Source organism: Actinomadura darangshiensis, assembly GCF_004349235.1.
GTDB lineage: Bacteria > Actinomycetota > Actinomycetes > Streptosporangiales > Streptosporangiaceae > Spirillospora > Spirillospora darangshiensis.
This window is the reverse complement of sequence record NZ_SMKY01000358.1, coordinates 1-8,016: the sequence shown is the minus strand read 5'-3', so window position 1 is coordinate 8,016 and position 8,016 is coordinate 1. Positions and strand designations below refer to the sequence as shown.

The following is an 8,016-nucleotide window of genomic DNA, read 5'->3' as shown; positions in this document are numbered from 1 at the left end:
CCGGCGACCTGCGCACGCTGATCACCGCGCTGCGGATGAGCGGCGACCTGGAGCGGATGGGCGACCTCGCGGTGCACATCGCCAAGACGGCCCGGCGCCGGCACCCCGAGTCGGCCGTCCCGCCCGGAGAGGCAGGTGAACTTTCGGCGAACGAGAACACGCTGACCAGGGCGGTAGGGGAGCGTTGGTCCGAACGCCGCTTACGATCCGTGGTGTGGAGGTCGAGATTGTCGCGAGCCTGACCGGGCTCGCCGGGCTCGCGATAGGGCTCGCGACTGGATTGGCGGTGCGCGTGAGCGAGCGAGCCCAGCGGACGCCGGCCCCGGCGGCACCGGCGGGCGGTGTCCCGCCGGGCGTGGCGTCGGTGCTGAGCGTCCTGCGGTCTTCGGCCGTGGTCGTCGACGGCGAGGACCGGGTGCTGCGGGCCAGCTCCGCCGCGCGGGCGTTCGGCCTGGTCAGCGGCGACCGCCTCGTCGTGGACGAGGTGCTCGCCATGACCCGGCTCGTCCGCCGGGACGGGGAGATCCGGGAGATCGAGATCCAGGTCGGGCCGACCGGCGCGCGCAGCCGCGCGGACGGCCGCTGGTTCGCGGTCCGGGTGGCGCCGCTCGGGTCGCACGGCCTCGTCGTCGTGCTCGCCGAGGACCTCACCGACATGCACCGCACCGAGGCGATCCGCCGCGACTTCGTGGCGAACGTCAGCCACGAGCTGAAGACCCCGGTGGGCGCGCTGGCGCTGCTCGCCGAGACCGTCGAGGGCGCCGCCGACGACCCGGAGGCCGTCCGCCGGTTCGCCGGCCGGATGCAGTACGAGTCGGTGCGGCTGACCAACCTCGTCCAGGACCTGATGACGCTGTCGCGCGTCCAGGGGAACGAGCCGCTGCCCGAGCTGACCCCCGTCGACCTGGACGAGGTGACGGCCGAGGCGTTCGACCGCTGCAGCATCAAGGCGTCCGCCAAGGACATCGAGCTGGCGTCCGGCGGCGAGGACGGGCTGCATGTCCGCGCCGACCACGAGCTGCTGGTCACCGCGCTGCGCAACCTCGTCGACAACGCCGTCGCCTACAGCCCCGAGCACACCCGGGTCGTCGTGTCGACCCGCAAGTGCGACCAGTGGCACGTCGAGATCAACGTGACGGACCAGGGCATCGGCATCCCGGAAGGCGAGATCGGGCGGATCTTCGAGCGGTTCTACCGCGTCGACCCCGCCCGGTCCCGGCAGACCGGCGGCACCGGGCTCGGGCTCGCCATCGTCAAGCACGTCGCCGGCAAGCACGGCGGCGAGGTGACCGTGTGGAGCAAGGAGGGCCACGGCTCGACGTTCACGATCCGGCTCCCGCTGCTCGACGGCCCGTCCCGTCCGCGACTTGCCGCCGGGATCGCAGGGAAAGACCCAGAGAACACCGCCCGGGAGGCAAAACCGTGACCCGCGTGCTCGTCGTGGAAGACGAAGAGTCGTTCAGCGACGCACTGTCGTACAACCTGCGCAAGGAGGGCTTCGAGGTGGCGGTCGCCGCCACCGGCCCCGACGCGCTGGACATCTTCGATCGGGGCGGTGCCGACCTCGTGCTGCTCGACCTGATGCTGCCGGGGCTGCCCGGCACCGAGGTGTGCCGGGAGCTGCGGTCCAGGTCCAGCGTCCCGGTGATCATGCTGACCGCGAAGGACAGCGAGGTCGACAAGGTCGTCGGGCTGGAGCTCGGCGCCGACGACTACGTCACCAAGCCGTTCTCCACCCGCGAGCTGATCGCGCGGATGCGGGCCGTCCTGCGCCGCCAGGGCGAGGTGGAGGAGCCGGCGCCCGCGACGCTGGAGGCCGGGCCCGTCCGGATGGACGTGGAACGGCACGTGGTCAGCGTCGGCGGCGAATCCGTCCAGCTGCCCCTCAAGGAGTTCGAGCTGCTGGAGGTGCTGCTGCGCAACGCCGGCCGCGTCCTCACCCGGATGCAGCTGATCGACCGCGTGTGGGGCGCCGACTACGTGGGCGACACCAAGACGCTGGACGTCCACATCAAGCGGCTCCGCGCGAAGGTCGAGGAGGCGCCGTCCACGCCGCGGTACATCGTCACCGTGCGCGGGCTCGGCTACAAGTTCGAGCCCTGACGGACACGAAAGAACGGCCCGTCCGGCGGGACGGGCCGTTCTCGTGCGTCCGGGGTCAGGCGCCGGCGGGGGTCTCGGTGCCGCCGGCCGGCGGCTCGCTCGTGTTCCCGCCCGGGGTCTCGGTGCCGGGCGTCTGGCCGCCGGGCTGCTCGCCGCCCGGGGTCTGGCCGCCTGGCGTCTGGCCGCCCGGCGTCTGGGGCGTCGGGGCCGGGGTGCTGGGCAGCGGGTAGGTCTCGTAGTCGCCCTGCCGCGGCACCACCGGGACCTGGAACTGCACCGACCCGGCGTGCTCGAAGCGCATCGTCAGCGGGACCGTCGCCCCGGCGAGCAGCTCCTGGGTGAGCTGGGGCAGCACCACGAGCGGCTGGTCCCCGCCCGGCGTCGCCGGCGGGCTGCTCTGCTCCGGGCCCGTCGTGTTGCCGGACGCCGGGGTCTCGGAGGTGTCCGGCGTCGCCCCCGCGCCGGTCTGCTCCGGCGTCGGGGCACCGGAGGCCGCGCCGCCCGGCTCCTGCGTCTTCTTCTTGGCCGGGGGAGTGGGCGTGGGGGTCTGCGACGGCTTGCCCAGCAGCCGGACGAGGCTGCCCGTCCCGTCCGCCGCCGCGGGCGGCAGGACGAGGCCGCCGCCGTCGATCTTCGCCTCGCCGCCGAACGCGGGCGAGCCGACCGCCACCAGGCGGTCCTGGCGGCCCTTGACCTGGTTGATGAGCACGCCGTAGAGGGCCATCGAGGTGCCCGCCGGAATCGGCCGCCCCGGCTGCGGCCCCAGCAGGAACATGTGGCGCAGGTCGATCTGCGCGGCCGACGCCTTGCCCGTCGGGAGCGTCACGTTGACGCCCTCGGTGAGCTGCGTCGGGGAGGCGGACTGGGGCGTGTCGCCGGCGCCGCAGCCGGAGATCACCGGCGCGATGGCGACGGCGCCCGCCACGGCGAGCACGACCACTCGACGGCTGTTTCGGATCACGGCGTCGGTCTCCTCGCGAAATGTCATGAAGGGCGTGGCTTCGAATGTTGTGAGAGCGGCGTGAGATACGCCAGGGGAAGCGTAGCGAGGTATCGCCGCCGACCCCTCTCCGGGGTGGCCGACACGCCCGTCCGCGAACGGGCCGGGGCTCAGCCGGTGTGGAGCGCCTCGACCTTGCCGGCGAGCTCGGGACCGGGGCGCGGCGCGCGGACGACCTCGGTGACGACACCGTCCGGTGCCACGAAGACGGCGGTGAGCCCGGTGCCCGTCGGGCCGGGCGTGCCCGGCGCCGGGGCGTAGGCGCCCGCCAGGACGCCGCCGCGGTCTTCGAGGACCTGCGGCGTCCCGTTGTGGGCGGTGCCCGCGCACGCCTTCAGGTCCTTCAGCGAGGCCGGCTTCCTCCCGCCGCCGGGACGAGGGTCGGCGACGAGCCAGAAGTTCAGCTTGTACTCCTGCGTCCTGCCGGCCAGGTCGGCGACCACGGTCTCGCACCGGTACGCGGGCGGGACGATGCCGATCACTCCGGGCCGCAGGTCGCGGGTCTTCACCGGCGTGCGGTCGCCGGTCATCTTGTCGACCTGCCCGTCCGGCAGGAGCCCGCCGACCTTGCCGGGGCTCGCGGACGGCCGCGGCGCCAGCTGGACGCCCGTGGGCCGGGGCGTCGGGCGCGGCCCGAACGCCGTCATCAGGACGCCGCTGAGCAGCGCGATGAGCAGCGCCCCCGCGATGATCGGGATGGCGACGCCGAAGCGGGTGACCGGGCGGAAGAGGCGGTGCGTGCGGACCCGGCGCCGCCGGCGGCGCTCCTCGCGGCGGTAGGCGACGACGTCCCGCTCCAGTTCGCGGGCGTCGTCGGGCACGACGACGTCAACGTGCGGGAGCCCGTAGTCGTCGGGCTCCGGGTCGCCGCCGTCCGGCCTCACGCAAGCACCTCCCTCGCGGTTCCGGATTCCCTCGGGACGCCGTCCTATTCGACCGCTTCGTACCCGCGCGGCCGGGCCTGGTCACATCCCAGTATGGAACCCGTTCGCCGGCGGCGGCAGGGCGATGCTTGTAACCGGGGACCGGTTACCGGTAATGGCGCTCCGGCGCGGGCCGCGTGCCGTCTCGGCTACGCTGAGTACGGGGAACTGGACGCCGATGCACCGATAAAGGGCTTTGTCAATACCCCAATATGGGCGTTGACCTGCGCATTTGCCGGGAAGGCCGGTTCGGACACACTCGTTTCCGTGCTACCCTGGTTCTAGCGGAAGGGGTACTTGTCACATGACTTTCCAGGTCGGCGACACCGTCGTCTACCCCCACCATGGGGCTGCTCGGATCGAGGCCATCGAGACTCGCACCATCAAAGGTGAGGACAGGACCTACCTGGTCCTGAAGGTTGACAAGGGCGACCTGACAGTGCGGGTCCCGGTCGAGAATGTCGAGGACGTCGGTGTCCGGGACGTCGTCGGCCAGGACGGGCTGGAGAAGGTGTTCGAGGTGCTCCGCGCACCCTACACCGAAGAGCCCACCAACTGGTCGCGCCGGTACAAGGCGAACCTTGAGAAGCTCGCTTCCGGTGATGTCAACAAGGTCGCCGAGGTCGTCCGGGACCTTTGGCGGCGCGACAGGGAGCGCGGCCTGTCCGCGGGTGAGAAGCGGATGCTCGCCAAGGCGCGCCAGATCCTGGTCAGCGAGCTCGCGCTCGCGGAGAAGACCAACGAGGACAAGGCAGAGGCCCTGCTCGACGAGGTCCTGGCCAGCTGAGCGGCCGGCCGAGTTGAACGAACGGCTTGCACGGGTGGGCGTCGGTACCGACGTCCACCCGTTCTCGTCCTCCCCGCGCCCGCTGCGGGTCGCGGGGCTCGAATGGCCGGGCGAGGGCCACGGCCTCGCCGGGCACTCCGACGGCGACGTCGCCGCGCACGCCGCGTGCGACGCGCTCCTGTCGGCCTGCGGCCTGGGCGACCTCGGCGCCGTCTTCGGGACGTCCGACCCGCGCTGGTCGGGCGCGTCCGGCGTCGACCTGCTGCGCGAGGTGGCCCGCCGCGTCTCCGACGCCGGCTACACGATCGGCAACGTGGCCGTCCAGATCATTGGCAACCGCCCGAAAATAGGCAGACGCCGGGCCGAGGCCGAAAAGGTCCTGACGGAGGCCCTGTCCGGCGCCCCGGTAACGATCTCCGCCACGACCACCGACGGCCTGGGCCTGACCGGCCGAGGCGAGGGCCTGGCCGCGATCGCCAACGCTCTCGTCCTCCCGCCGGCCTGACGATCAGAGGGCGGGGTGGACGGTGCCGGTCACCTCGCCCATGGTGATGCGGGAGCCGGACGCGCCCGGCGCCTGGGCGCGGATCGTCACGGTGTCGCCGTCCTCCAGATACGTGCGCTTCGTCCCGTCGTCCAGCTCCAGCGGCTCCTCGCCGCCCCAGCTGAGTTCCAGCATGCAGCCGCGCTGGTCGCGCTCCGGGCCCGACACCGTCCCGGACGCGAACAGGTCACCGGTGCGCAGCGGGGCGCCGTTGACCGTCGCGTGCGCGAGCTGCTGCGGCGGCGTCCAGTACATCGACGCGAACGGCGGGCGCGCCGCCACCTGGCCGTTGATCAGAACCTCCAGGTGCAGGTCCAGCCCCCACGGCTCGTCGCACCGCAGATAGGGCAGCGGCGCCGGATCCTGGACGGGCGGGGCCACGCGCGCCGGCTCCAGCGCCGCGACCGGCACCACCCACGGCGAGATCGACGTCGCGAACGACTTGCCGAGGAACGGGCCGAGCGGCTGCGACTCCCACATCTGCAGGTCGCGCGCGCTCCAGTCGTTCACCAGGACGAACCCGAACACGTGGTCGCGGAACGCGCCCGTCGGCACGCCCCGCCCCGCCTTGGACGGGACGCCCGCCACGAACCCGACCTCCGCCTCGAAGTCGAGCCGCAGCGACGGCCCGTACGACGGTTCCGCCTCGCCGGCCGCCCGCCGCTGACCGGACGGCCGGATGATCGGCGTACCGGACGGGTACACGGTGCCGGAACGCCCGTGGTAGGCGACGGGCATCCGCTTCCAGTTGGGCTTCAGCGGCTCGCCCCGCAGCTTGAAGATCCGCGCCGCGTTCACCGCGTGGTACTCCGACGAGAAGAAGTCGGCGTAGTCCGCGACCTCGAACGGCCGCAGCAGCCCGACCTCCGCCACCGGGATCAGATGCGGCTCGACCCGGGCGCGGTGCGACTCGTCGGTGAGCAGCTCCGTCAGCCGCTCCCGGTTCGCCTGCCAGGCCGGACGTCCCGCGACCATGAAGGCGTTCAGCGACCCCGACGCGAAGTAGCGGCGGTCCTCCACCAGGCCGGCGGCCGACAACTCCGCCAGGTCGAGGACGAGGTCGCCGATGGCCACGCCGACGCGCGGCAGCTCCCCCGGCCGGGCGAAGATGCCGTACGGCAGGTTCTCGACACCGAAGCCGCCGTCCTGACTGCCCTCAACCCACGAAACGGTCGTCATGGCACATATCTTTCCCCGGTGATTTGCCTTTCATCCGGTCCGTACCGGCGGCCGTGCCGGTCACCCGGGAGCGGTGGAAAAGGGACCCTTCCTGATCAGCGCGAGAACGCTCGTCGCGGTGCCCAGATGAGGGACGGCCAGCGCCGCCAGCAGCCGGCGGGCCGACCGCGCCGCGTCGTCGGTCAGCGTCCCGACGTCGGCGGCGAGACCCCCGGCGTCATGCCGTTCGAGTGTCCGCTGCACGCCGTCGGCGCCCGCCGCGACCTGGGCCGTCGCCAGCAGGACGTTCAGCAGCCCCTGCCCCGCCCGGTTCGCCGCGCAGGTGAAGGGCAGGTCGCGCTCGGCGCAGGCCGCGATGAACGCCGCCGTGGCGAGGGCGGGGCCGTCCAGCCGGTACTTGGCGCCGAGCGGGGCGCCGTGGTCGCGGGCGGCGGCGATGCGGTCCAGCGCGTCCAGCCGTCCGGGCGAGCGGCGCACCTCGATGTGCGCCGGCACGCCGGGCGGGAGGAGGGCGAGCGTGACGGCGGCGGCCCGCGCCTGGTCCGCGTTCCCCGGCAGGGCGATCTCCACCGACGACGGCCGGACGCGCGGCTCCGCGCGCACCGCGTCCAGCGCCCTCGGCAGCTCCTCGATCCCGGTGTCGGCGACCAGGACCAGATCCAGAAGATCCTCCGGGACGAGCCGCCTGCGCAGCTCGGCGAACCGGGACGCGGGGCACAGCAACCGGCCGACGACCGGATCGCGGACGGCCCCGCGGTAGGCGGGCAGCGCGTCGTCCATGGGGGTCCGCGCCGGCGCGAAGAGCGCGGCGTCGTCGATGAGCCGGGAGAGTAAGGCGCTCATGGCGCCTTGGTACCCCGGTCCCGCCGCCCTAGTCGGCGGGCGGCGTGGGCCCGCTGCGGAAACTGCTCGACGGCGGCGGGTTCCAGTCCTTGGCCGCCTGCTCCCCGGCATCGGGGTCCTCGGCACGGTCGGCGGCCGGGCCGTCGTGATCGTCCTCGTCCGACCCGTGGGCCGCGGGCATCACGATGTCCGGACGAGTCGTCGACGCCACCGGCCGCTCCTCGGCATCGTCCCGGTCGCGGCTCCGCACCAACTCGACGTCCGTCGGCAGAGTCGCGGCCCCCAGCGGCAGTCGCGGCTCCGGCAACGGATCCAACGGCGGCGCCACCTCAACCGGCGCGTGGACGTCCTGCCCTGAAGGGCCCGGCTGACTTGCGGCGGGCAACCGCGAAACCTGCTCCTCCACGTCCGGCTCCGGCGGAGCATCGTCTTCCACGTCCTCCTCCCGCACGGCGTCTTCTTCCACGTCGGGTTCGTAGGGCGTGTGGTCTTCCACGAGCGGGGCGTACGGGGCGGGGTCGGGGTCTTCGGTCTGGAAGGGGATGAGCGGGTCCGGGTCGGGATCGTCCAGGAACGCCAGGGGGGACTCGGGTTCCGGTTCCGGCTCGGCGGGGGCCTCCAGGGCGAGGGGCGGAGC

At 73.1% G+C, this 8,016-nt stretch carries 9 protein-coding genes and 1 pseudogene; 5 read left to right on the top strand and 5 right to left on the bottom strand.

Translation table 11 applies throughout. From position 1 onward, the window contains the following. The 3 genes from E1293_RS50880 to E1293_RS41355 form a co-directional block, all read left to right on the top strand. On the top strand, nt 1-242 hold a 242-nt coding region (locus E1293_RS50880; protein ID WP_279473345.1), incomplete at its 5' end, for a PhoU domain-containing protein. Beyond that, the gene (locus tag E1293_RS41360; RefSeq protein ID WP_132204686.1) at nt 215-1,426 is read left to right on the top strand and encodes a sensor histidine kinase; all 1,212 of its coding nucleotides are present in this window, start codon (nt 215-217) and stop codon (nt 1,424-1,426) included. The genes E1293_RS50880 and E1293_RS41360, both read left to right, overlap by 28 nt. Before the next feature lie 5 nt (nt 1,427-1,431). Further along, entirely contained in the window at nt 1,432-2,103 is a 672-nt protein-coding gene (locus tag E1293_RS41355; RefSeq protein ID WP_481726111.1) for a winged helix-turn-helix domain-containing protein, read from the top strand. 55 nt (nt 2,104-2,158) lie between these two features. Here E1293_RS41355 and E1293_RS41350 read toward each other — a convergent pair whose 3' ends face one another. After that, nucleotides 2,159-3,064, bottom strand: coding sequence for a copper chaperone PCu(A)C domain-containing protein (locus E1293_RS41350; RefSeq protein ID WP_132204682.1), 906 nt, complete (start codon nt 3,062-3,064; stop codon nt 2,159-2,161). Nucleotides 3,065-3,213: 149 nt separating this feature from the next. Further along, entirely contained in the window at nt 3,214-3,987 is a 774-nt protein-coding gene (locus tag E1293_RS41345) for a hypothetical protein (RefSeq protein ID WP_132204680.1), read from the bottom strand. A gap of 343 nt (nt 3,988-4,330) precedes the next feature. Between E1293_RS41345 and E1293_RS41340 the strand changes: the two genes are divergently transcribed. Next, nucleotides 4,331-4,813, top strand: coding sequence for a CarD family transcriptional regulator (locus E1293_RS41340; protein WP_132204678.1), 483 nt, complete (start codon nt 4,331-4,333; stop codon nt 4,811-4,813). A 34-nt stretch (nt 4,814-4,847) separates the two neighbouring features. Then, nucleotides 4,848-5,318: a 2-C-methyl-D-erythritol 2,4-cyclodiphosphate synthase gene (gene ispF / locus E1293_RS41335; RefSeq protein ID WP_132204676.1), complete on the top strand. Its 471-nt coding sequence runs from the start codon at nt 4,848-4,850 to the stop codon at nt 5,316-5,318. A gap of 3 nt (nt 5,319-5,321) precedes the next feature. On the opposite strand, the gene fahA is transcribed toward ispF, so the two are convergent. The 3 genes and pseudogenes from fahA to E1293_RS48135 form a co-directional block, all read right to left on the bottom strand. Beyond that, nucleotides 5,322-6,536, bottom strand: a complete 1,215-nt coding sequence (gene fahA, locus E1293_RS41330; RefSeq protein WP_132204674.1) for a fumarylacetoacetase — start codon at nt 6,534-6,536, stop codon at nt 5,322-5,324. 60 nt (nt 6,537-6,596) lie between these two features. Next, entirely contained in the window at nt 6,597-7,379 is a 783-nt protein-coding gene (locus tag E1293_RS41325) for a hypothetical protein (RefSeq protein ID WP_132204672.1), read from the bottom strand. Nucleotides 7,380-7,407: 28 nt separating this feature from the next. Beyond that, nucleotides 7,408-8,016, bottom strand: a pseudogene (locus E1293_RS48135) (hypothetical protein); the annotation flags it as partial.

Bases quoted from the DNA above. Each gene is read 5' to 3' on its own strand.
- E1293_RS41340 (WP_132204678.1), top strand. From the start codon at position 4,331: ATGACTTTCCAGGTCGGCGACACCGTCGTCTACCCCCACCATGGGGCT.
- E1293_RS41325 (WP_132204672.1), bottom strand. From the start codon at position 7,379: ATGAGCGCCTTACTCTCCCGGCTCATCGACGACGCCGCGCTCTTCGCG.
- fahA (WP_132204674.1), bottom strand. From the start codon at position 6,536: ATGACGACCGTTTCGTGGGTTGAGGGCAGTCAGGACGGCGGCTTCGGT.